This window comes from Chromobacterium indicum (assembly GCF_039708975.1).
GTDB lineage: Bacteria > Pseudomonadota > Gammaproteobacteria > Burkholderiales > Chromobacteriaceae > Chromobacterium > Chromobacterium piscinae.
Genome location: NZ_JAYFSJ010000007.1, coordinates 118,197 through 140,872, shown reverse-complemented (window position 1 = coordinate 140,872; position 22,676 = coordinate 118,197). Strand labels below are relative to the sequence as shown.

Genomic DNA, 22,676 nt, shown 5'->3' with positions numbered 1-22,676 from the left:
TGTCTGGTTGGGTCTTGGCGACGCAAGCCGCGGCCGGCGCGGGAGGCTGGATGGAGTCCGGGCGTCGCCTCTGCTCCTTCCGGTGTAGCCCATCCGCGGCTGGGCGGCAAAGCGCCGCCCAGCTCAACGGATCAGAGGCTCAGCGGCCGCGCTGTTCCAGGTCTTCCCAGCGGGCCAGCTTTTCCAGCAGCAGCTCGTCGATTTCCTCGATGCGCTGTTGCCAGGCGATGGCTTCCTTGGGCGTGTCGCGGTAGCAGTTGGGGTCGAGCAGGCGCTGGTTCAGCTCGGCCTGCTCCGTCTCCAGCGCGCTGATCTGGTCCGGCAGCGCAGCCAGCTCGCGGGTTTCGTTGTAGGACAGCTTGTTGCGCGCGGTCTTGGGCTTGTCCTGGCGCGCGGGCGCGGCGGCCGGGGCGGTTTCCTTGGCCTTTTCGGTGGCAGTGAACTCGGCCATGCGCTTCTTGGCGTCCAGCCAGTCCTGGTAGCCGCCCGGGTACTCTTCCAGCCGGCCTTCGCCTTCGAAGGCGATCACCTGGGTGACCACGTTGTCGAGGAAGGCTCGGTCGTGGCTGACAAGGAACACGGTGCCGGCGTACTGGGCGATCACGTCTTCCAGCAATTCCAGCGTGTCGATGTCGAGATCGTTGGTCGGCTCGTCCAGCACCAGCACATTGGCTGGGCGGGTGAACAGGCGGGCCAGCAGCAGGCGGTTGCGTTCGCCGCCGGACAGCGAGCGCACAGGACTCCTGGCGCGTTGCGGCGAGAACAGGAAGTCTTCCAGATAACTCATCACATGCTTTTTCACGCCGCCGATCTCGACGAAGTCGTTGCCCTGGCTGATCACGTCGGCCACGCTCATTTCTTCGTCCAGCTGTTCGCGGAACTGGTCGAAGTAGGCGATTTCCAGCTTGGTGCCTTGCTTGACCGAGCCGGAGTCGGGTTCCAGCTCGCCCAGGATCAGCTTCAGCAGCGTGGTCTTGCCGGCGCCGTTGGGCCCGATCAGGCCGATCTTGTCGCCGCGCAGGATGCGGCTGGTGAAATCGCGGATCAGCTGCCTGCCGCCGAAGCCCTTGTCGACGTGTTCCAGCTCGGCCACCAGCTTGCCGGAGCGCTCGCCGGCGTCCAGCTGGAAGTTGACCTTGCCCACGCGCTCGCGTCGGGCGGACCGCTCGCGGCGGATGGCCTCCAGCCGGCGCACGCGGCCTTCGTTGCGGGTGCGGCGCGCCTCGATGCCCTTGCGGATCCACACTTCTTCCTGGGCGTGGAATTTGTCGAATATGCGGTTCTGCTCTTCTTCGATGGCCAGCTCTTCCGCCTTGCGGGTCTGGTAGGCGGAGAAGCTGCCCGGGTAGCTGCGCAGGATGCCGCGGTCCAGTTCGATGATGCGGGTGGCGACGTTGTCGAGGAAGCGGCGGTCGTGGGTGATCAGCAGCACGCTGCCGGAGAAGCCCTTGATCAGGGTTTCCAGCCACTCGATGGCGGAGACATCCAGGTGGTTGGTCGGCTCGTCCAGCAGCAGCACATCGGGTTTGGACGCCAGCGCGCGCGCCAGCGCCACGCGTTTTTTCCAGCCGCCGGACAGCGCCGAGATGCGGGCGTCGGCGTCCAGGCCCAGGTGGCTCAGCGTGGACGAGATCAGCGCGTCGAACTGCCAGCCGCCGCGGGCTTCCAACTCGTGCTGGATGGTTTCCATCCGCGCCAGCGCTTGCTCGTGGTCGGCGTCGGCCTGGGTCAGCTGCTGGGTGACGTGGTGGTATTCGGTCAACAGCGCCTTCAATTCGCCCAGGCCCTCGGCCACTGCCTCGAAGACAGTGTGCTCGGGGGTGAATTCCGGTTCCTGCGGCACGTAGGCGACCTTGACGTCGCCCTTGGTGTTGATGCGGCCGTCGTCCAGCTGCACCGCGCCGGCGATGCCTTTCAGCAGCGACGACTTGCCCGCGCCGTTGCGGCCGATCAGGCCGACCGCCTCGCCCGGTTCCAGGGCGAAGTCTACGTTGTCCAGCAGCGCGTGGTGTCCGAAGGCGAGGCATGCCTTCTCGACGGTAATCAGGGCCATGTTCTGTGTGTCTTGCGAGATGGGAAAATACCGGCCAGTTTAACACGATGGCCCTGCCGGCGGACGGGTCGCCTGGCGGCTTCGGGGCTGATACAATGCGCGCCGAATCAACATTTGTCCGAAAGGTCCCGCCATGTATTTCGTCGACCGCGCCGTTGCCGTGATCAAACCGAAGCAACCGTTCCTGGATTGGCTGAACCAGCTGCCGGACACCGACATGATCGACCTGTCGCTGGACAGCCTGCGCAGCGACTGCACCGCCATTCTGCTGCCGGAGTTCATCGAGCCGGAAGAGGGCGTCGCCCATATCGACGAGATCAGCGAACAGCTGTTCAAGATGGAACTCGCGTCCTGGGACGAGGACGAAGCCCTGTGGCCCAAGGATTTGTCGCTGAAGGCGTTCTGGGAGTGGTTCGATGTGGAAATCCACTCCACTGTGATGGACAGCGTCGACGACGACATCACCAACAGCCCGGCCAGCGAGCTGTAAAATCCATGCGCGAACGGCCGCCGCTGCAACCCTTCTCGGTGCCGCTGCGGCCGTCGCGGTGGTGGCTGGCCTTGGTGTCGGCCGCTTTCGCCGCCTATGCGGCTGTTGTGGCCTGGCACCTGCCGGCGGCTTATCTGATCAGCGTGCCGGCCGCGGCCTGGCTGGCACGGCGCGCGCTGCGCGCCGACGGATGGCTGCGGGGCGACGCGCCGGAGCGGCTGGAAATCGACCCGCGCGGCCGCTTGTTCCTGTGCCGCGGCGACGAGCGGCGCGAGGCGGAGGTACAGGACGATTGCTTCGTCACGCCGCTGCTGACGGTGCTGAGCGCCAGGCAGGACGGCAGGCGCCGCAGCGTGATGCTGTGGCCGGATTCGGCCGGCGCCGAAGCGCGCCGCCTGCTCAGAGTTTACCTGCTGTGGTTCCATCCGCCGCAGCCTGAAGAAGAGACGGAAACCCACCGATGACGATGAAAAAGAAGCTGGACGACTGGCTGAGCTGGCAGGAAAGCCTGCACACGGCGGCGATAGACATGGGCCTGGCCCGCGTGTCCCGGGTGCGCGACGCGATGGGCCTCAAGCCCTCCTGTCCAGTGATCATGGTGGCCGGCACCAACGGCAAGGGTTCCACCTGCGCGATGCTGTCCAGCATTTTCCGCGCCGCCGGCTTCAAGGTGGGCGCGTATACCTCGCCGCATATCCTGCGCTACAACGAGCGCATCGCCATCGATCTGAAGCCGGCCAGCGACGAGCGCATCATCGCCAGCTTCGAGGCGATAGACGCCGCGCGCGGCGACACCACGCTGACTTATTTCGAATTCGGCACTCTGGCCGCGGTGCACAGTTTCGTCGCTGAAAAAGTGGACGTGATCATTCTGGAAGTGGGCCTGGGCGGACGGTTGGACGCGGTCAACATTTTCGAGCCGGACGTGTCCGTCGTCGTCAGCGTGGATCTGGATCATCAGGCGATTCTGGGCGACAACCGCGAGGACATCGGCTTTGAAAAGGCCGGCATCTACCGCGCCGGCAAGCCGGCCATCTGCGTCGACCCCGAGCCGCCGCAGCGGCTGCTGGACCACGCGGCCGCCATCGGCGCGGACCTGAAGCTGTACGGCCGCGATTTCGGCTACACCCGGATGGACAACCAGTGGTCGTTCCGCTGCGGCGACCACGCCCGCCACGCGCTGCCCATCCCGGCGCTGCGCGGCGGCTACCAGATGGTCAACGCCTGCGGCGCCCTGGCCGCGCTGGAGGCGATCCGCGACAAGCTGCCGGTGGGTATAGGCGCGATCAAGCAAGGCCTGGTGGAAGTGGAGTGGCCAGGGCGCTTCCAGGTGCTACCGGGCCGCCCGGCGGTAGTGCTGGACGTGGGCCACAATCCGCACGCGGTCAAGGCGATGGTGGCCGCGCTCAAGCAGCTGCAGTACGCGGAGAACCGCTATGCGGTGTTCTCGATGCTGGCCGACAAGGACATGGCGGCGGTGGTTGAACTGGCGAAGGGCGAATTCGACCATTGGCTGGCCGCCGGGCTGGACATGCCGCGCGGCCAGAGCGGCGAAGCCATCGCCGCGGCGCTGAAAAATGCCGGCGTCGCGTCGGTGTCCGCTTTCGATACCGTCGCTCAAGCGTGGTCGGCAGCCTTATCGCGGGCCGGCGACAATGATAGAATCGTCGTTTTCGGATCATTCCACACCGTAGCGGAAGTGGAAGCGGCCCGGCGACACCCGGTTTGAGGAATGCATGGCACTGTCCAGCCACGATGAACTGATATTGCTGAGAAAGCGAGCCCGCCGCCGCCTGGTGGGCGCGGTGGTGCTGGTTTCCATCGCCACCGTCGTTTTGTGGAACGTGGTGGGCCATCTGCCGGAACAGCAGATGAAGCCCGAGTCCATCGAGATCATGGGGGGCGCGTCCGCGCCGGTGGCCGCTTCCGCGCCCGCCACGGCCGCGAAGCCCGCCGCGTCGCAGGCGGTGGCGGACGCCGCCGTTCCGGCGCCCGCGCCAGGCAACGCCACCGAGCTGCCGGCCAATTTGTCTTCCGTCATCGCGCCGCCGCCGGCGGAAACCGCCAAGCCCGCCGCGAAGCCGGCTCCGGCCGTGGCGGAGGCCGCGCCGAAGCCGGAACCCAAACCCGAGCCGAAGCCAAAACCAGAGCCCAAACCGGAAAAACGCAAGGAAGAGCCTAAGGCCGAGAAGCCGCGCAAGGCTGATCCGGCGGCCATCCTGGAAGGCCGCGTCGATCCGGACAGCCATCCGGCCAAGTCAGAGCCGGCCCACGGCAAGTCGGTGATCCAGCTGGCGGCGCTGTCCGATCCTGCCAAGGTGGACGCGCTGCGCGGCAAGCTCTCCGCCATCGGCGTGACCGCCCACTTTTCCAAGGTGGAAACCAGCAAGGGCGAGGTGACCCGCGTCCGCGTCGGTCCGTTCGCCAGCCAGGCTGAGGCGCAGGCCGCGCTGCAGAAGCTGGCCAAGTCCGGCATCAACGGCATCATCATCAACAAGTAGCCGCCATGACCGTGTTCGACTATATCGCAATAGCCATCATCGCCGGATCGGTGCTGATGGCCCTGATGCGCGGTCTGATCGCCGAGGTGCTGTCGCTGGGCTCGTGGCTGATCGCCTTCTGGTGCGCGAAGCAGTTTTCGCCGCTGGCGATGGCGTTCCTGCCGGCCAGCCTGCAGAGCGAAGGCTTGCGCATGGTGGCGGGCTTTGTGCTGGTCTTTTTCCTGGTGTGGCTGGCCACCGCCTTGCTGCGGGTGACGCTGACCGGCTTGGTGGACAGCATAGGCCTGGGCGCGGTGAACCGGCTGCTGGGCGGCATGTTCGGCCTGGCGCGGGGCCTGGTGCTGGTGACGGCGCTGGTGTTGTTGGGCGGATTGAGCAATCTGCCGCAGAAACCTATGTGGAGGAACGCCGTGCTCGCGGCGCCATTCGAATCTCTGGCCTTGTCATTGAGGCCATGGTTGCCGCCAACGATGGCGGACAATTTGCACTACGACTCGCCCGGCGGCCTGCCGCCGGACAGTTAGGCGAGAGAGGCGGAATATCTTGATATCTTTACTTCAAGATTCCGCCTCTTTCTTTTGGGCTTTTCCTTTTCAGCAAGTCGGGATAGAGGGCATTAAAGATGTGTGGAATTCTAGGCGTGGTCGGTCAATCTCCGGTCAATCAGCTGCTGTACGACGGTTTGCAGGTGCTGCAACACCGCGGACAGGACGCGGCCGGTATCGTTACCGCCAATAGCAAGACCTTTCACATGCACAAGGGCAGCGGCATGGTGCGCGACGTGTTCCGCACCCGCAACATGCGTTCGCTGCTGGGCAACGCCGGCATCGCCCATGTGCGCTATCCGACGGCTGGCTCGGCTTCCTGCCTGGCGGAGGCCCAGCCGTTCTACGTCAACTCGCCCTTCGGCATCGTGCTGGCGCACAACGGCAACCTGACCAATACCGATGAGCTGAAGGCGGACATGTTCCGCAACGACCTGCGGCACATCAACACCAATTCCGACTCCGAAGTGCTGCTGAACGTGTTCGCCCACGAAGTGGCGCAACGGGTGACCGGCCACGAGCTGACGGTGGACGCGGTGTTCGGCGCGGTGGAAGCGGTGCACCGCCGCGTCAAGGGCGCCTACGCGGTGGTGGCGATGATCGCTGGCTTCGGCCTGGTGGCTTTCCGCGACCCCAACGGCATCCGTCCTCTGGTGATGGGCTGCACCGAGAACGACGGCAAGACCGAATACATGTTCGCGTCGGAGTCGGTGGCGCTGGATTGTTCCGGTTTCAAGCTGCTGCGCGACGTGCAGCCGGGCGAGTGCGTGTACGTGACTTTCGACGGCGACATGCACAGCCAGATCTGCGCCGAGAACACCCGCCTCGCGCCCTGCCTGTTCGAATACGTGTACTTCGCCCGCCCGGATTCGGTGATCGACGGCGTGTCGGTCTACCAGTCCCGTTTGAACATGGGCGAGATGCTGGCGGAGAAGATCCGCCGCGATCTGCCGGAATTGGACATCGACGTGGTGATCCCGATTCCCGACTCCAGCCGCCAGAGCGCGCTGCAACTGGCCAACGCGATGGGGCTGCCGTACCGCGAGGGCTTCATCAAGAACCGCTATATCGGCCGCACCTTCATCATGCCGGGGCAGGCGGTGCGCAAGAAATCGGTGCGCCAGAAACTGAACCCGGTGCCGCTGGAGTTTTCCGGCCGCAATGTGCTGCTGGTGGACGACTCCATCGTCCGCGGCACCACGTCCAAGGAAATCGTGCAGATGGCGCGCGACTCCGGCGCGAAGAAGGTTTATTTCGCCTCCGCCGCGCCGGCGGTGCGCTTCCCCAATGTCTACGGCATCGACATGCCCACCCGGGCCGAGCTGCTGGCCACCGGCCGCGATGAGGCGGAGATCGCGCGCGAAATCGGCGCCGACGTGGTGATCTATCAGGATCTGGACGCGCTGCAGGACGCGGTGCGCAGCGTCAACCGCGAGCTGGGCCTGTTCGAGAGCTCCTGCTTCGACGGCCAATACATCACCGGCGACATCACCGAAGCCTATCTCGACGCTATCGAGTGCGCGCGGCTGGACTTGAAGGACAAGGGCGGCAGCGAGCAGATGATAGATCTCAATCTGAACGTGGCGGAGCAGAATCTGATCTGATCCGTCTTTAGGCCTGGACTATCTTGAAGAGTCCAGGCCGGTTCTGCGCCAAAGAGGGCGTTCCGGAATCGGGACGTCCTCTTTGTCTTTATGGAGCGCGCGAATCTTGCCCCGCTTGCTCGTCTTGCTGTGTCTTCTGTCCGCCTTGGCGTCCGCCGGCGAACGGCCGCTGGAGCTGGTCACGCTGCAATATCCGCCTTACCAGTATCAGGATGGGGCCGAGGTGAGCGGGGTCGCGGTGGATATCGTGCGCGAGGCTTTCCGCAGGATGGGACGGCCTGTCCATATAAGCATCTATCCTTGGGGCCGCTCGCTGGCGATGGCGGAGTCGGGCCAGGCGGACGCCATCTTCACGCTTTACAAAACGCCGGAGCGCGAGGCCCGGCTGGACTAGTCCCGCCAGGTGCTGATGCCGCAGGAAGTGTCGCTGTTCGTGCTGCGGGATTCCCTCATTCGCTTCGACGGCCGGCTGAGCCAATTGGCCGGCTATCGCTTCGGCGTGGTCAGGGCCGTCAGCTACGGCGCGGTCTTCGACGCGGCGGCGAGGCAGGGCGGCATCCGCATCGCGGAGACGGCCGCCAGCGGCGAGCAGAACATGGAAAAGCTGTTGGCGCGGCGTTTCGACATCCTCATCAGCAATCGACTCGGCGCGCGGGACATCATCCGGCGGCAGCATGCCGAGGCCTTGGTGCGCGAATTGAAGCCGCCGGTCGAGCAAATTCCCAGCTACATCGCCTTCGCGCGCAAGCCTGAGCTGGCCGGCATGCGCGATCGTTTCGACGCCGCGCTGGAAACGATGAAGCGGGACGGCAGCTACGGCCGACTGGTTTCGCCGGCGGCGCCCTGAATTCCATCGCCTTTCTTGACAGTCTTGTCGGCGGCAACTTAAGTGAAACCATGTGTCAGCCGGTTCCGCTTGCAATCAAGCGCTTGGCGATGACAAATGGCAGGCCCGCGACGGGCTGAGCCGACTATAAGATTCCTCATTGGCGGGGGCATGGTTGAATGGGAAACAGGAGCAAACCGCTATTCATCTTCGCCGGGCTGAGCCTGGCGGCGATGGCGGCGTTGGTGTGGGTGTCGCCGTGGCTGGGCTGGCTGATTCCCGTGCTGGGCGGCGGCGGGCTGTTGTTGGCCTGGGGAGGCGGCGATGCGCCCGAGCCGCTGCTTGAAGCGACTGCCGCCGCGCCGGCGGCGGATGACGACGAGAGCTTCGAGCTGCTGCAGCAGGTGATCGCGCGCTGGGAAGGCAATCTGCAATTGGTGATCGAGCAGTCGGTGAGCGGCGGCAATCAGCTGGCGGGCACCCTGACCGGCATCGCGGATGGATTGCACGCCACTATCCAGGCGGCAAGCTCCACCTCGGACGACATCGGCAGCGTTAGCCTGGAGCAGATGGTCGCGGATGCCGGCCTGCGCAGCAAGGAAATCTCATCGGTGCTGGCGGAGATCGTCGGCCACCGCCAGCAGTTGATCGAAGAAGTCTCCCGTCTTTCCACCTATTCAGGCGAACTGTTGGGCATGGCGGACCAGGTCGGCCGCATCTCCAACCAAACCAATCTGCTGGCCTTGAATGCCAGCATAGAAGCCGCGCGCGCGGGCGAAAGCGGCCGGGGCTTCGCAGTGGTGGCGGACGAAGTGCGCAAGCTGTCGCAGCAGTCCGAGCAGACCGGCAAGCAGATGTCGGAAAAGGTGGTGGAGATCAACGGCGCGCTGGAACAGACCCGCCAGACCACCACCAGCCTGGGCGCGCAGGACGCCGACCGGGGCAATAACGCGCTGGGACTGCTGGACGATTCGGTGCGGGACTTCAGCGCCGCCGCGGAAAGGCTGGCCCAGGTCAATCAAAGGATGCAGACCGAAGGCTCCCGCGTGGAAAAGGAGCTGCACGCCTCGTTGATCGCCTTGCAGTTCCAGGACCGGGTCAGCCAGATCGTCCAGCATGTCGCGCAGGATCTGAAGCACATGCTGGCCCATCTGGAGGCGGTGCGCGAGGCGCGCCGGCGCGGAGAAAAGCCCCCCCGGATCGAGCCCCGGGAGTGGCTCAAGCGTCTGGAATCCACTTACACCACGCTGGAGCAGGCCGCGCTTCACAAGGGCGGCGACGGCGGAAAGCCCGCGGCGTCCAGCGGCGATGTCGATTTCTTCTGATGTTTGATCGAGTTTCGGACTTATCCCGGAGAGATTCATGCCCAGCAAATCCATTTTGATTGTCGACGACGCCGCCAGCATCCGCGCCACCGTCAGCATCGCGCTCAAGGGGGCGGGTTACGAGGTGATCGAGGCCTGCGACGGCAACGATGCGCTGGCCAAGCTGAACGGCGTTCGCGTCAACCTGGTCATTTCCGACGTCAATATGCCGGGCATGGACGGCATCACTCTGCTCAAGCGATTGAAGGAGGGAGCGGCCACCCGGTTTCTGCCTGTGATCATGCTGACGACTGAAGGCAGCGACGACAAGAAGATGCAGGGCAAGGAGGCCGGCGCCAAGGCCTGGATCGTGAAACCGTTCGACCCGGCCAAGCTGCTGGACGCCGTGTCCAAGCTGATTCAGCCCTGAACCGGAGCGCGCGATGGCCTTGCTGCTGCAACAGGATGACGGAACGACGCGGGCGGCGCTGGACGGCGAGCTGACCATTTTCACCGCGGAAGAAATACAGGATGAACTGCTAGGCTTGCTCAACCACGATCGGGTGGAGCTGGACCTGTCCGGCGTCACGGAACTGGACGGCTGCGGCGCGCAGTTGCTGAGCATCATGCTGGCCGAGGCCGCCAGGCTGGAAAAAACGGTGGCGATCGCGGCCGGCAACCCCTTGGTGGACGAAGTGGGCATCTGGCTGGGCTTCCTGCCGCCGGGCGGGAATGGGCAAGGAGAGGCGGGCGATGGATCTTAGCAAGGCCAAGGAGGTTTTCTTCGAAGAGTCGCGCGAGCTGTGCGATGGGCTGGAGTCGGCGCTGCTGGACCCGGTCGCCTATCCGCCGGGAGAGGAAACCTACAATCTGCTGTTCCGCACCGCGCACACCATCAAGGGCTCCGCCGGAATCTTCGGATTGGACGCGCTGGTGCGCTTCGCGCATGTGATGGAAAACGTGCTGGAGCGGCTGCGCTCCGGCCAGGTTTCGCTGAGCGACGACCTGATCACCTTGCTGCTGGCCTGCAACGACCATCTGCGCCGCCTGCTGGATGCCAGCGCGGTCAGCGACGAGATGGCGCGGCGCGATCTGCCGGAAGGAGAGCCCTTGCTGGCCGGCTTGAAGCGCTACCAGGAAGGCCAGGCGCATGAGGCGCCGGCCGAGAGCGCGGAAGCCGCCGAAACGGCGGAGGGGCAGGGGCTGGGCGGCGATGTCGCGACGGGCAGCCCGTATTGGCAGCTATCGCTGCGCTTCCACCCCGACACCTTCCGCCACGGATTCGATCCCTTGTCCTTCCTGCGCTACCTGGGCGGCTTCAGCACGCTGCGCGATGTGACGCCGGTCTGGCGGAACTGGCCGCCGCCGCAACTGCTGGACGTGACCGAATGCTTCATCGGCTTCGACCTGGCCCTGGAGACGGACGAGAGCCGGCAGCGCATCGCGGACACTTTCGAATTCATCGCAGAGGACAGCCATATCGGCATCCTGGCGCCGCGCGCGCCGCTGGCGGATTACCTGGCGGAGGCGGAAGCGCTGGGCGAACCGCTGGAAGAGCAACTGCAGCGCTGGACCGCGCGCGGCGCGCTGACCACGGACGAAGCGGATCGCCTGCGCAGCGGCGACGTGACCGAGCCGGTTGAGGATGCCGGGGCTCCGGATGCGCCGGCGGCCGCGCCGCCGCCTCGGGAGGCATCCCCGGCAGGAGCGGCGCCGGCCAAGAGCGGGCGCGGCGACAGCTATATCCGCATCGAGGCCAGCAAGCTGGACCGCTTGATCAACCGCGTCGGCGAATTGGTGATCGCGTCGGCGGGCACCAAGCTGATCGCCCAGAGCCGCGGCGATGGCGAGCTGCTGGAATCCGTGGCAGTGATCAACACCCTGGTGGAGAGCATACGCGACGACGCGCTGACGCTGCGCATGGTGCCGGTGGACGAGATATTCAGCCGCTTCCCGCGCATGGTGCGCGAAGTGTCCAAGCAACTGGGCAAAGCCATCCAGTTGGAAATCAAGGGCGGCGACACCGAGATCGACAAGTCCATGGTAGAGAAGCTGAACGATCCTTTGATGCACATCGTACGCAATGCGGTGGACCACGGGCTGGAATCGGCGGAGAAGCGCAGGGCCGCAGGCAAGCCGGAGCAGGGCACCGTGACGCTGAACGCTTATCACGACGCCGGTTCGGTGGTGGTGGAGGTCAAGGACGACGGCGGCGGCATCAACCGCGAGAAAGTGCTGGCCAAGGCCATCGAGCGGGGGCTGATCGCCGAGGGCCGGCTGCTGAGCGACCAGGAGACGCTGCAGCTGATCTTCCTGCCCGGTTTTTCCACCGCCGACGCCGTCAGCGACCTGTCCGGCCGCGGCGTCGGCATGGATGTGGTCAAACGCAATATCGAAGCGCTGCGCGGCGAGATAGAAATCCAGTCCCAGCCTGGGGCCGGCTCCACCTTCCGCCTGCGTCTGCCGCTGACGCTGGCCATCATCGACGGCTTCCGGGTGGAGGTGAACGAATCGGCGCTGGTGATGCCGCTGGACATGATGATCGAGTGCGTTGACATGCCGGACGGCGCGATGAGCCACCATGCGCGCCAGATCAATCTGCGCGGCGACTGGCTGCCCTTCGTGTCCTTGCGCGAGCTGTTCGGCCTGCCGCCTTCCGATCATCCCGAATACATCGTGATCGTCCACTACGGCGAATACCGGGCCGGCATCGTGGTGGACAAGCTGATGGGCGAGGTCCAGGCGGTGATCAAGCCCTTGGGAGAGTTGTTCAAGTCGCTGCGCGGCATCAGCGGCTCCACCATCCTAGGCAACGGCAAGCCCGCGCTGGTGCTGGATATTCCGCAGTTGATACACCATGCATGCAGGCGGGAGCGAAGGCTGATCAGGCAGAGCGCCGAAGCGCTGCTGGGCGACAAGCAATAAGACCGATATTCGGGGTTTCAGGAGACAGATATGAATTCGTTTCACAATATGCAGGTCCACATCAAGCTGGCGATAGGCTATGGACTCATCCTGCTGTTGATGCTGGCGATCCTGCTGGTGGGCATGCGCGGCATGGCGACGATGAGCAGCAACACCAACGAGATCGTCTCCGACCGCTACGCCAAGGTGTCGCTGTCCAACGACATCACACAGAACACATTGAACAATGGGCGTTTTGTACGGAATCTGTTGCTGCAGACGGACCCGGCAGACCTCGAAAAGACCAAGCAGGCCATCGCCAAGCTGCGCGACGAAAACAAGCAGTCGCTGCAAAAGCTGGATCGCTTGATCGATACCCCCAAAGGGCGCGAGCTGTACGACAAGATCGTGTCCGCCCGGGACAATCTGAATGCCAAGTATGGCGAACTGTATGCGCTGCTGGCCAAGGATCATGCGCTGGCGACAACTTATCTGCTGAAGGAGTTCGCCCCGGCCAACAACACGCTGATCTCGGCGCTGGACGAGATGGGAGATTTCCAGTCCCAGCAGATGAAGGACCTGAGCCACGAGGCCGCGGTTAGCGCCGACAACGCGCGCAACCTGATGATATCGATAGGCGTGGCGGCTCTGGTGGTGACGGTGCTGCTGGCGCTGGCCATCATCCGCAGCATCCTGAGGCAATTGGGCGGCGATCCATCCTACGCGATGCAGGTGGTGGCGCGGGTGGCGGATGGCGACCTAGCGGTGCCGATCAAGCTGCGCGCGAATGATGAAAGCAGCCTGCTGTACTCGATCAAAGGCATGGCGCATCGATTGTCCGACACGCTGGCGGAGGTGAGTTCGATGTCGGAGTCCATCGGCGCGGCGTCGGAAGAGGTGGCGTCCACCGCCAGCTCGCTGGCGCAGACTGCGTCTGAGCTGGCGTCCAGCGTCGAGGAAACCAGCGCCTCGGTGGAGGAGATGGCGTCCACCGTCACCCAGAACGCCGACAACGCCCGGGTCACCGAGGGCATCGCGTCCAAGTCGGCCGACAGCGCCACCGAGAGCGGCAAGGCGGTGGGCGACATGGTGCACGCGATGAAGGAAATCGCGTCGCGCATCACCGCGATCAACGACATCGCCAACAAGACCGACCTGCTTGCGATCAACGCTGCGATCGAGGCGGCGCGGGCCGGCGAACACGGCAAGGGCTTCGCCACCGTGGCGGTGGAGGTGCGCAAGCTGGCGGAGCGCTCCCAGGTGGCGGCCAAGGAAATCGGCGATCTGGCCGGGCGCTCGGTCACCGTCGCGGAACGCTCTGGGGTGCTGTTGCAGGAAATGTTGCCCGGCATAGATCAGACGGCCTCGCTGGTGCAGGAAATTTCCGCCGCCTCGCGCGAGCAGCGCACCGGCATCGACCAGATCAACACCGCGGTGTCGCAGATCAGCACCGGCATGCAGTCGTCGGCCTCGTCGGCGGAAGAGCTCAGCTCCACCTCGGAAGAGCTCAGCTCCGCCGCGATGCAACTGCAGGACCTGATGCAGCAGTTCAAGCTGCGCAGCAGCCGCAACGCGCGCAAGAGCGTGATGATGCATTCCGGCGGACATGGCGGGAGCGGCCACAAGGCCGCGCCGCCATCGTCCAATCGCGCCTTTGACGAAGACTTCGATGAAGAAGTGGACGACGGCAAGTTTTCCAAATACTGAGGAGCACGGGCATGAGCGAGCGTTCCGATCCGGCAGGCGCGGCGCAGGGCGGCAAGTTCCACTGCGTGACCTTCATCCTGGGCGAGGACTTGTTCGGCATTCAGATCAATTTCATCCGCGAGATCATCGAGCTTGACGGCATCACCCACGTGCCGATGATGCCCAACTTCGTGCGCGGCATCATCAATCTGCGCGGCTCAGTGGTGCCGGTGATCGACTTGTCGATACGTTTCGGCAGGGGGCTGACCGAGTTGAAGCCGTCCTCTTGCGTGGCCATCCTGTCGCTGCCGGGGCTGGAGGGCGGCTACAACGACGTGGGCATCCTGCTGGACGCGGTATGCGAAGTGCTGGAGATACCGGATAGCGACATCGACCCTTCGCCCACCTTCGGGGTCAGCATCCGCGGCGACTTCATCCAGGGCATCGCCACCATCAACGAGCGTTTCGCCATCCTGCTCAATGTGCAGCAGGCCTTGTCGGTGTCGGAGTTGAGCGCGATGGCGGAGACCGTCTCCCTGCAGCATTTCAGCGACGACGCCGAGGTGGCCTGATGCCGGAGAATCCGCATGCACACCGCTGATCCCGTGCTGAACGATGCGGAATTCGCCCGTTTCAAGCAATTCATTCTCAGCGAGGCCGGCATAGACCTGCCGGCCAGCAAGCGTTCGCTGGTGCAGTCCCGCTTGTCCAAGCGGCTGCGCCATCTTGGGCTGGACAGCTATTCGGCCTACTGGAAGATGTTGAACGATCCGCGGGGGCAGGCGGAGCGGCAGCGGGCGGTGAACCTGCTGTCTACCAATGAAACCTATTTTTTCCGCGAACCCCAGCATTTCCACTGGCTGGAGCAGCAGGCGCAGGCGCTGCGGGATCAGCGGGCGGGCGCGGTGAAAATCTGGTCCGCGGCCAGCTCAACCGGCGAAGAGCCTTACACCATCGCGATGGTGATGGCGGAAACCCTGGGCTTGGCCGGCAACTGGAAAATCTGCGCCACCGACATCAACACCAAGGTGCTGGCCGCCGCCAAGCGTGGGGTCTATCCGCTGGACCGGGTAAGGCGTACGCCGCCCAGGCTGTGGCAAAAGTATTTTCTGCGCGGACACGACGAGTACGAGGGCATGGTGAAGGTGTCGCCGGAGCTGGCGCGCAGGGTGGAGTTCTCCAAGTTGAATCTGCTGCATTGCGACAAGTTCCAGCAGACGGATTTTGATATTGTCTTTTTGCGCAACGTGCTGATTTATTTCAATGAAGAAACCAAGCGCGATGTGCTGGCCCGGGTGTGTACCCGCATGCGCGACGGCGGACATCTGCTGATCGGCCATTCCGAATCGCTGCACAAGCTGGAGCTGCCGCTGGTTCAGGAGGTGCCGTCGCGTTACCGTTTCGAAGCTGCCCGCCTCAAGAGTGGAGGTGCAAAATGAGCGTCTCTGTGCTGATCGTCGATGATTCCGCCGTGGTGCGCGAGGTATTGTCCCAGATGCTGTCATCCGCGCCGGACATCGAGGTGCTGGGGGCCTCGCCGGATCCGCTTTTCGCGATGAACCGGATGAAGCTGCGCTGGCCTGATGTGATCGTGCTGGACATCGAGATGCCGAGGATGGACGGCCTGACTTTCCTGCGCAAGATCATGGACGAGCGTCCGACGCCGGTGATCATCTGCTCGTCGCTGACCGAGAAGGGTGCGCGCATCACGCTGGACGCGTTGTCTGCCGGCGCGGTGGCGGTGATCACCAAGCCGGCGCTCAATCAGCGCGCCTTTCTGCTGGAAGCGGCCAAGGAGCTGGTGCAGGAGGTGCGCGACGCGGCGCGGGCCAAGATGGGCGTGGTGAAGCGCATTTCGCAAACCTCGGGCGAGCCGGCAGCCCCGCCGGCGCCCAAACTGACCGCCGACGTGGTGCTGGAGGCGCCGTCCGGGTTGGAGAAGTACCGCACGACAGAGAAGATCATCGCGATAGGCACGTCCACCGGCGGCACCCAGGCGCTGGAATACCTGTTGCCGCGGCTGCCGGCCACCTGTCCCGGCGTGGCCGTGGTCCAGCACATGCCGGAGAAGTTCACCGCATCCTTCGCTGAGCGGCTGAACGGGTTGTGCCGGGTGGAGGTGAGGGAGGCGAAGAACGGCGATCGGCTGATTTCCGGCGTGGCGCTGATCGCGCCGGGCGGCAAGCATTTGCTGGTCAAGCGCAACGGCGCCCAATACGTGGCGGAGGTGAAGGATGGGCCGCTGGTGTCGCGCCATCGGCCATCTGTGGATGTGTTGTTCCGCTCGGTGGCCATCTGCGCCGGGGGCAATGCGGTGGGCGTGATCATGACCGGGATGGGGGACGACGGCGCGCGCGGCATGCGCGAGATGCATGACGCAGGCGCCCGCACCATCGCCCAGGATGAGGAATCCTGCGTGGTGTTCGGCATGCCGGCCGAGGCAATCAATCACGGCGGCGTGGACGAGGTGATGTCGCTGGAGCGCATTACTCACATGCTGGCGGGCATCAGGGGTTGATGATGGGATATCTGGACAAGTGGAAGGATCGGTCCGTGATGGTGGTGGAGGATTCCGCCACGCACAGGCTGTTGGCGGTGAGCCTGTTGACGGAGATGGGATTTCGCGAGGTTCATGAGGCCGAGAACGGCGTGGACGCGATGAGCAAGCTGTCCGCCCTGGATAGGGTGGACCTGGTGGTGACCGATCTCAACATGCCCTATATGGACGGCGTCAAGTTGTTGGAGAGCATCGCCAGCAAACTGAAGGGCAAGGTGCGCTTCGTCGCCGTGATGAGCGGCGTGCCGCGGGATGTGCTGGACACGGTGCAGGGCGTGGTGGATGCGTCCGAACTGAATCTGCTGGCGGTATTTCCCAAGCCGCTCAAGCAAGAGGAACTAAGCAGGGTGCTGGACGGCTACAACCCCGAATGGCCGGGAGCGAGCGATGCGATGAGCAAGCTCGACATGAGCGAGCAGGACGTCGCCGACGCCCTGAAACAGCGCCAGCTGGTGCCGTATTACCAGCCCAAGGTATCCATCAAGGATGGCTCCCTGTTTGGCATGGAAGCATTGGTGCGCTGGAATCATCCGCAGTACGGGGTGTTGCCGCCGGCGGCGTTTGTCCATCATCTGGAGGAGGGCGAGCTGGCCATCCGTTTCTTCTACCAGTTCCTGCGCGATGTTTGCGTCGATGTAAAGCAGTTTCTGGCTTTGCATCCCGGCTTGCATGCGTCCATCAACCTGCCGGTGCCCTTGCTCAATGACGCCAATCTGGTGGATGAAATGACCTCCATCGTCCAGTCCAGCGGCCAACCCAGCGACAGCGTCGCGCTGGAAGTGACGGAAACGTCGTTGATGTCCAATCTGGCCGCCTCGCTCGGCACGCTGGCCAGGCTGCGTTTGAACGGCTTCGGTCTGGCGATGGACGATTACGGCACTGGCTATTCATCCATGAAACAATTGTCTCGCAGCCCGTTCACCGAGTTGAAGATAGATCGGGAATTCGTCCATGACGCGGGCAGCAGCCCCAAGAAGCTCGCCATCCTGACCTCCGCGGTTGCGATGTGCCAGAAGCTGCAGCTGCTGTCGGTGGCGGAAGGCGTGGAGACGGAAGAAGATTGGCAACAATTGGCGGCGCTGGGTTGCGACGTGGCCCAGGGCTATTACCATAGCCGCCCGCTGCCGTTCGACCAGTTCGTGCAATGGATGCGGGACAACGGCCATATTTAGGGCCGTTGACAGGCCGCTTTGGCGGCGGGCATGAAAAAAGGGGCCGAAAGGCCCCTTTGGATCGACAGCAGCGGAAATCAGGCGAAGTTCTTGGCCACGAAGTCCCAGTTCACCAGCGTCCAGAAGTGTTCCAGATAGTTCGGGCGGCTGTTGCGGTAGTCGATATAATACGCATGCTCCCACACATCACAGGTCAGCAACGGCTTCTTGTCGGTGGTCAGCGGGGTGGCGGCGTTGCTGGTGGATACCAGGTCCAGGCTGCCGTCGCTGTTCTTCACCAGCCAGGCCCAGCCGGAACCGAAGGTGCCGATGGCGGTCTGGGTGAAGGCTTTCTTGAACTCGTCGTAGGAGCCCCACTTGGCGTTGATGGCGTCAGCCAGCGCGCCGGACGGCTTGCGTTCCGCGCCGGAGGCGTTCGGGGCGAAGCCGAACCAGTAGAAAGTGTGGTTCCACACCTGAGCGGCGTTGTTGAAGATGCCGCCGGAGGATTTCTTGACGATCTCTTCCAGGGAGGCGTTTTCGAACTCGGTGCCCTTGATCAGATTGTTCAGATTGGTGATGTAGGTCTGATGATGCTTGCCGTAGTGGAATTCCAGGGTTTCCTTGGAGATGTGCGGAGCCAGGGCATCCAGCGCGTACGGCAGTTCAGGCAGTTTGTGTTCCATTTATGCTCTCCTTGTTGAGTAGAGTAATCCGCATAAGCGGTGGCTTTGATCGCAGTTTACTGGAATATGTTCTGCGTGGCTAATAGTTGACTAAAATGATAAGGATAAATTTTTGCAATTTGATGTGATTGTCATCGGGGCCGGCGCGGCCGGCCTGATGTGCGCGGCGACGGCCGGCCAGCGCGGCCGCAGCGTGCTGCTGCTGGACCACGCGGCCAAGCTGGCGGAGAAGATCCGCATCTCCGGCGGCGGGCGCTGCAACTTCACCAACGTCAATGCCCGGTTCGACTGCTACCTGTCTGCCAACCCCAATTTCTGCCGTTCCGCGCTGGCTCAATACACGCCGCAGGACTTCATCGACATGGTGGAGCGCCACGGCATCGGCTACCACGAGAAGAAGCTGGGCCAGCTGTTCTGCGACGATGGCAGCGAGCGCATCATCGCCATGCTGGACGAGGAGTGCCGCAAGGGCGGCGTGGATCGCCGAATGGAAACGGCCATACACGCGGTGTCCCGGAGCGATGACGGCGGCTTTGTCGTGGAAACCAGCCGCGGCCGCTTCCAATCGCAGTCGCTGGTCGTCGCCTCCGGCGGCCTGTCGATTCCCCAGATCGGCGCGACGCCGTTCGGCTACCAGGTGGCCGAGCAGTTCGGTCTGGCGGTAACTCCGCTGTCGCCGGCGCTGGTGCCGCTGACTTTCCATGTCGAGGACGCCGAAATCTTCACGCCGCTGGCCGGCGTGTCGGTGGATGTGGAGGCCAGGGCGGGCAAGGGGCGTTTCCGCGAGAACGTGTTGTTCACCCACAAGGGCGTGTCCGGTCCGGCCATCCTGCAGGTTTCGTCGTATTGGCAGCCCGGCATGGAGCTGCTGCTGGACCTGATGCCGGACGGCGACGCCGAGCGCTGGCTGGAGGAGAAGGGCGACAGCGAGCAGCTGATCGCCAATGCCCTGGCCGAACTGGGCTGGTCGCGCCGCTTCGCCGACGCCTGGCTGGACCGGGTTGGCCTAAACAAGCGCGCCAAGGACCTGGGGCCGAAGCAGCGCCGCCAGCTGGCCGAGCAGCTGCACCGCTGGTGCGTGAAGCCCAACGGCACCCAGGGCTACAAGAAGGCCGAGGTGACGCTGGGCGGCGTGTCGACCAAGGCCTTGTCGTCCAAGGCCCTGATGGCCAACGATGTGCCCGGCCTGTTCTTCATCGGCGAAGTGGTGGACGTCACCGGCTGGCTGGGCGGCTATAACTTCCAGTGGGCATGGTCGTCCGGCTACGTCGCCGGGATGAACTGCTGAGCGGGCCCGGTTTGTTTCGGGTTAGAATTGCGTTTTGCCTTACGCGCGCCGCTTGCCGCGCGCCTTCCTCCGGGTCTACATGACAGAACAGTACGATAATTTTGACAGCGAGATGGCGTCCATCCGCACGCCGCCGCATTCGGTGGAGGCCGAACAGTCGGTGCTGGGCGGCCTGTTGCTGGACAACAGCGCCTGGGACAAGATCGCCGATGTGGTGTCCGAGGCCGACTTTTACCGCCACGACCACCGGCTGGTCTACAAGCATATCGCCAAGCTGGTGGAGATGGGCCGTCCGGCCGATGTGGTGACCGTGTCCGAAGCCTTGGACAAGAACGCCGAGCTGGCCGAGATCGGCGGTCTGGCCTATCTGGCCACGCTGGCGCAGAACACGCCGTCGGCGGCCAATATCCGCCGCTACGCCGAGATCGTCCGCGAGCGCTCGGTGATGCGCCAGCTGGCGCAGGTCGGCACCGAGATCGCCGAGGCCGCCTACGCGCCGATGGGCCGCGACGCGGCGCAACTGCTGGACGAGGCCGAGGGGCGCGTGTTCCAGATCGCGGAATCCACCGCCAAGTCCAAGCAGGGCTTCCTGGAAATGCCGGGCCTGTTGAAAGAGGTGGTGGAGCGGATCGACATGCTGTACAGCCGGGACAACCCGGACGAGGTGACCGGCGTGCCCACCGGTTTCTTCGACCTGGACGCCAAAACCTCCGGCCTACAGCCGGGCGACCTGATCATCGTGGCCGGCCGTCCGTCCATGGGCAAGACCGCCTTCTCGATGAACATCGCCGAGCACGTGGCGGTGGAAACCCACCTGCCGGTGGCGGTGTTCTCGATGGAAATGGGCGGCTCGCAGCTGGTGATGCGTATGCTGGGCTCGGTCGGGCGGCTGGATCAGCACGTGTTGCGCACCGGCAAGCTGGGCGACGACGACTGGCAGAAACTGACCTACGCGATCGGCAAGCTGTCGGACGCGCCGATGTACATCGATGAGACCGCGGCGCTGACCGCGCTGGAAGTGCGCGCCCGCGCGCGCCGGCTGGCTCGCCAGCACGGCGGCAAGCTGGGCCTGATCGTGATCGACTACCTGCAGCTGATGAGCGGCTCCGGCCGAGGCGATAACCGTACCGCCGAGCTGGGAGAAATCTCGCGGGGCCTGAAGGGTCTGGCCAAAGAGCTGCAAGTGCCGGTGATCGCGCTGTCGCAGCTGTCGCGGGCGGTGGAGCAGCGGCCGAACAAGCGGCCGATGATGTCCGACCTGCGGGAATCGGGCGCCATCGAGCAGGATGCCGACTTGATCATCTTCATGTACCGCGACGAGTACTACAATCCGGATTCGCCGGACAAAGGCCTGGCCGAGGCGATCATCGGCAAGCATCGTAACGGTCCGACCGGCGCGGTGCGGCTGGCCTTCATCGGCCATTACGCCAAGTTCGACAACGCGGCCACCGTCGGCGCGGCCGGCTGGGCGGACAACGACGGCTAAGCGGATAACGGGACACAGTCATGAGCTTTTTCGACAAGCATGTATTCATCTGCTGCAACCAGCGCGCCGCCGGTGAAAGCTGCTGCAACAACTTCGGCTCCAGCGAATTGCTGGGCTATATGAAGGACAAGGTCAAGGCGCTGGGGCTGGCCGGCGAGGGCAAGATCCGCGTCAACAAGGCCGGCTGTCTGGGCCGCTGCGACGATGGCCCGGTGATGGTGGTCTACCCGCAGGAGACCTGGTACACCTTCGTCGACAAGAACGATATCGATGAAATCGTCAGCGAGCACATGGAGCATGGCCGCGTGGTGGAAAGGCTGAAGATCTGATGCTGAAGGCCTTGAACAAGATCAGCGTCGCCGGCCCGGTCGGCGCGCTCGACACCATCCTCGTGCCGGCCCAGGGCGAAGCGACCGGCGTCGCCGTGATCTGCCATCCCAATCCGCTGCAGGGCGGCACCCATACCAACAAGGTGGTGCAGACCGCCGCCAAGGCCTTGTCGCAGCTGGGCTACGCCTGTTATTGCCCGAACTTGCGCGGCGTCGGCGACAGCGAGGGCGAGCACGATTACGGCAATGGCGAGGCGGACGACGCGATCGCCGTGGTCGAATACGCGAAATCGCAACATCCCGGACTGCCGCTGGCCTTGGCCGGCTTCTCCTTCGGCGGCTTCGTCGCCGCGCGCGCGCGCGACCGCATCGAGGCGGACAAGCTGCTGCTGATGGGCGTGGCGGTCGGCAAGTATCCGATCCCGACGCCGGCGGTGCCGGCCGACACGCTGGTGATCCACGGCGAAGAGGATGAGGTGATTCCGCTGTCCGCGGTGATGGAATGGGCGCGGCCGCAGAATCTGCCGGTGCTGGTGTTTCCCGGCGCGGGCCACTTCTTCCACGGCCGGCTGGTGCAGCTGGCGCAAATGATTCAGAGGTGCTGGTAAGCGCCGGAACAAGCAGACCTTGGTCTGCTTTTTTTGTATCGATGGAAAGAAAACAATATGCAAAACATCGTGGATTTCGTGCTGGAAATCGACAAGCTCAAGCAAGTGACGCGCAAGACGCGTGTGTTGAACAGCGACCGCTATGAAAACTCCGCCGAGCATAGCTGGCAGATCGCGCTGCTGGCGTCCTCGCTGGCGCCATACGCGGTAGAGGCGGTGAACATGGACCGCGTGGTGGCGATGCTACTGGTGCACGATATCGGCGAAATCGAGACCGGCGACACCATCGTCTACGCCGAAGGCGGCTGGGAGGAGCGCAAGGCGCAGGAGCTGGCCTGTGTGACCCGCATCTTCGGCATGCTGCCGGCAGAGCAGGGGCAGCGCTTTCTCGCGCTGTGGAACGAGTTCGAGTCCGCCGAAACCGCCGAAGCCCGCTTCGCCCATGCGGCGGACCGCGCGATGCCGGTGTTGCTGAACCTGGCCAACAACGGGCAGAGCTGGCGCGAGAACGGCATCCGCCATCAGCAGGTGGTCGACCGCATCGGCCCTCCGGTTCGCCAGGGCTGTCCGGCCTTGTGGGATTACCTGGAGGGTCGCCTGGCGATGGCCAAGGAGAAGGGGTGGCTGGCCTGAAGCCCGGCCGACATTGATGGTTTGA

General features: G+C 64.2%; 24 protein-coding genes. 22 read left to right on the top strand and 2 right to left on the bottom strand.

The annotated features are described in order from the left end of the window. Positions 1-139 precede the first annotated feature (139 nt). Entirely contained in the window at positions 140-2,053 is a 1,914-nt protein-coding gene (locus VA599_RS11110) for an ATP-binding cassette domain-containing protein (RefSeq protein WP_346788610.1), read from the bottom strand. Between the two features lie 133 nt (positions 2,054-2,186). Between VA599_RS11110 and VA599_RS11105 the strand changes: the two genes are divergently transcribed. The 17 genes from VA599_RS11105 to VA599_RS11030 all read left to right on the top strand — a co-directional run bounded on the left by VA599_RS11105 (position 2,187) and on the right by VA599_RS11030 (position 17,642). After that, on the top strand, positions 2,187-2,543 hold the full coding sequence (locus tag VA599_RS11105; RefSeq protein ID WP_021475596.1) for a hypothetical protein: 357 nt from the start codon (positions 2,187-2,189) through the stop codon (positions 2,541-2,543). Between the two features lie 5 nt (positions 2,544-2,548). After that, positions 2,549-3,007, top strand: coding sequence for a protein YgfX (locus VA599_RS11100; RefSeq protein ID WP_021475595.1), 459 nt, complete (start codon positions 2,549-2,551; stop codon positions 3,005-3,007). Further along, complete coding sequence (gene folC, locus VA599_RS11095) at positions 3,004-4,272, top strand: bifunctional tetrahydrofolate synthase/dihydrofolate synthase (protein WP_346788609.1); 1,269 nt, start codon at positions 3,004-3,006, stop codon at positions 4,270-4,272. Before VA599_RS11100 ends, folC begins: the two co-directional genes overlap by 4 nt. Before the next feature lie 7 nt (positions 4,273-4,279). Further along, positions 4,280-5,044, top strand: coding sequence for an SPOR domain-containing protein (locus VA599_RS11090; RefSeq protein ID WP_104947270.1), 765 nt, complete (start codon positions 4,280-4,282; stop codon positions 5,042-5,044). Positions 5,045-5,049: 5 nt separating this feature from the next. After that, a complete protein-coding gene (locus VA599_RS11085) occupies positions 5,050-5,568 on the top strand; it encodes a CvpA family protein (protein WP_021479101.1) in 519 nt (172 codons plus the stop codon). Positions 5,569-5,666: 98 nt separating this feature from the next. Next, the gene (gene purF, locus VA599_RS11080) at positions 5,667-7,193 is read left to right on the top strand and encodes an amidophosphoribosyltransferase (protein WP_021479100.1); all 1,527 of its coding nucleotides are present in this window, start codon (positions 5,667-5,669) and stop codon (positions 7,191-7,193) included. 106 nt (positions 7,194-7,299) lie between these two features. Then, positions 7,300-7,587 carry a substrate-binding periplasmic protein gene (locus VA599_RS24170; protein ID WP_429838644.1) on the top strand — a complete coding sequence of 96 codons (288 nt, stop codon included), beginning with the start codon at positions 7,300-7,302 and terminating at the stop codon, positions 7,585-7,587. A gap of 9 nt (positions 7,588-7,596) precedes the next feature. Further along, positions 7,597-8,040, top strand: a complete 444-nt coding sequence (locus VA599_RS24165) for a substrate-binding periplasmic protein (RefSeq protein ID WP_429838642.1) — start codon at positions 7,597-7,599, stop codon at positions 8,038-8,040. A gap of 158 nt (positions 8,041-8,198) precedes the next feature. Further along, positions 8,199-9,344 (top strand): methyl-accepting chemotaxis protein, encoded by a 1,146-nt coding sequence (locus tag VA599_RS11070; RefSeq protein WP_346788608.1) that lies wholly within the window; start codon positions 8,199-8,201, stop codon positions 9,342-9,344. A gap of 37 nt (positions 9,345-9,381) precedes the next feature. Continuing rightward, positions 9,382-9,753 carry a response regulator gene (locus tag VA599_RS11065; RefSeq protein WP_021479097.1) on the top strand — a complete coding sequence of 124 codons (372 nt, stop codon included), beginning with the start codon at positions 9,382-9,384 and terminating at the stop codon, positions 9,751-9,753. A 13-nt stretch (positions 9,754-9,766) separates the two neighbouring features. Next, positions 9,767-10,087, top strand: a complete 321-nt coding sequence (locus tag VA599_RS11060) for an STAS domain-containing protein (RefSeq protein WP_346788607.1) — start codon at positions 9,767-9,769, stop codon at positions 10,085-10,087. Beyond that, the gene (locus VA599_RS11055; protein ID WP_346788606.1) at positions 10,077-12,248 is read left to right on the top strand and encodes a chemotaxis protein CheA; all 2,172 of its coding nucleotides are present in this window, start codon (positions 10,077-10,079) and stop codon (positions 12,246-12,248) included. Before VA599_RS11060 ends, VA599_RS11055 begins: the two co-directional genes overlap by 11 nt. A gap of 30 nt (positions 12,249-12,278) precedes the next feature. Then, complete coding sequence (locus VA599_RS11050) at positions 12,279-13,934, top strand: methyl-accepting chemotaxis protein (protein ID WP_346788605.1); 1,656 nt, start codon at positions 12,279-12,281, stop codon at positions 13,932-13,934. Positions 13,935-13,945: 11 nt separating this feature from the next. Beyond that, the gene (locus tag VA599_RS11045) at positions 13,946-14,485 is read left to right on the top strand and encodes a chemotaxis protein CheW (RefSeq protein ID WP_166440281.1); all 540 of its coding nucleotides are present in this window, start codon (positions 13,946-13,948) and stop codon (positions 14,483-14,485) included. 15 nt (positions 14,486-14,500) lie between these two features. Next, a complete protein-coding gene (locus VA599_RS11040; protein ID WP_346788604.1) occupies positions 14,501-15,352 on the top strand; it encodes a CheR family methyltransferase in 852 nt (283 codons plus the stop codon). Next, a complete protein-coding gene (locus tag VA599_RS11035) occupies positions 15,349-16,431 on the top strand; it encodes a protein-glutamate methylesterase/protein-glutamine glutaminase (RefSeq protein ID WP_021479091.1) in 1,083 nt (360 codons plus the stop codon). Before VA599_RS11040 ends, VA599_RS11035 begins: the two co-directional genes overlap by 4 nt. Next, complete coding sequence (locus VA599_RS11030; protein WP_021479090.1) at positions 16,431-17,642, top strand: EAL domain-containing response regulator; 1,212 nt, start codon at positions 16,431-16,433, stop codon at positions 17,640-17,642. The genes VA599_RS11035 and VA599_RS11030 overlap by 1 nt, the downstream gene beginning before the upstream one ends. A 77-nt stretch (positions 17,643-17,719) precedes the next feature. Here the strand turns inward: VA599_RS11030 and VA599_RS11025 are convergent, their stop codons facing one another. After that, positions 17,720-18,307, bottom strand: coding sequence for a superoxide dismutase (locus tag VA599_RS11025; protein ID WP_021479089.1), 588 nt, complete (start codon positions 18,305-18,307; stop codon positions 17,720-17,722). A 124-nt stretch (positions 18,308-18,431) separates the two neighbouring features. Here VA599_RS11025 and VA599_RS11020 point away from each other — a divergent pair, with 124 nt between their 5' ends. From VA599_RS11020 to VA599_RS11000, 5 genes are all read left to right on the top strand, one after another. Beyond that, positions 18,432-19,595, top strand: a complete 1,164-nt coding sequence (locus VA599_RS11020; protein WP_346788603.1) for a BaiN/RdsA family NAD(P)/FAD-dependent oxidoreductase — start codon at positions 18,432-18,434, stop codon at positions 19,593-19,595. Positions 19,596-19,674: 79 nt separating this feature from the next. Continuing rightward, complete coding sequence (gene dnaB, locus VA599_RS11015) at positions 19,675-21,081, top strand: replicative DNA helicase (protein WP_031297003.1); 1,407 nt, start codon at positions 19,675-19,677, stop codon at positions 21,079-21,081. A gap of 20 nt (positions 21,082-21,101) precedes the next feature. After that, positions 21,102-21,410 carry a (2Fe-2S) ferredoxin domain-containing protein gene (locus VA599_RS11010; protein WP_021479086.1) on the top strand — a complete coding sequence of 103 codons (309 nt, stop codon included), beginning with the start codon at positions 21,102-21,104 and terminating at the stop codon, positions 21,408-21,410. Then, positions 21,410-22,018, top strand: a complete 609-nt coding sequence (locus VA599_RS11005) for an alpha/beta hydrolase (protein WP_346788602.1) — start codon at positions 21,410-21,412, stop codon at positions 22,016-22,018. The genes VA599_RS11010 and VA599_RS11005 overlap by 1 nt, the downstream gene beginning before the upstream one ends. Positions 22,019-22,075: 57 nt before the next feature. Then, a complete protein-coding gene (locus VA599_RS11000) occupies positions 22,076-22,651 on the top strand; it encodes an HD domain-containing protein (protein WP_346788601.1) in 576 nt (191 codons plus the stop codon). Positions 22,652-22,676: the final 25 nt, after the last annotated feature.